We start from the raw sequence: 857 nt of genomic DNA on the forward strand, positions 1-857 counted from the left end.
CAAAGCGGGCGCGCAGCTCAACCACGACGCGAACATTTTTACCATTCTTTGCCGCATTGATCAGGGCATCGATAATTCGGCTTTTTTTGGCGACGCGATAAATGCTGATACTGATATGTTCAACTTTAGGATCGTATGATGCCTGCCGTACGAACTCGGTGAAATGGTTGAACTTGTGATACGGGTAATAAAGTAAAATATCGCCTTCAGAAATCGCCTGGAAGCTGCTTTTGTGAGCGGCGAACTTCTTGCTTTCGATTCTCGGAAGCGGTGAATATTCTAAATAGTTGCGCCCGATATTAGGGAAACTGATGAAGTCTCTGAAGTTGTGATAGCGGCCACCCGGGATGACGGCGTCATAATTTGAGATGCCGATTTTATCAAGCAAGTAGTTCAGTGTGGATTTCGGCATTTCCCTGTCATAGACAAAGCGAACTGGCTCAGCTGTCATGCGTTGCTTAATGCTGAGTGACATCTGCTCTAGTAGAGATTGGTCAATATCTTCAGATAGCCCGTATTCCGCATCACGAGTCATCTTCATGGAATAGGCATGAATTTCATCAAACTTATAATTGCCTTTGAAGACGCTCTTCAGAGAGTAGCGAATAATATTATCAAGCATGATGATGCAGCGGCGCTTTTGCCCCTTGATTCTAGGTAGCTCAATGAAACGGCTCATATCGTCTGAGGGTACTTCAACCAAACTATATCTAGATTCGCCTTTGCGAATTAGTTCGACCGCAAGGTAGGTGATGTCATCATCCAATACCTGAGCAAGGTCGATTTTTCCCTCGCACATTATAGGGTTAATGTATTGCAGAACATTGTCTTTGAAATACTGATTAACCCATTCCCCT

Annotated in this window: 1 protein-coding gene; it reads right to left on the reverse strand. The window is 44.2% G+C overall.

The window, feature by feature from the left end:
* A partial coding sequence (locus A3757_RS02580) for a hypothetical protein (RefSeq protein WP_231878196.1) occupies window positions 1–857 on the reverse strand: 857 nt, incomplete at both ends.

It is taken from the genome of Oleiphilus sp. HI0117 (genome assembly GCF_001635235.1).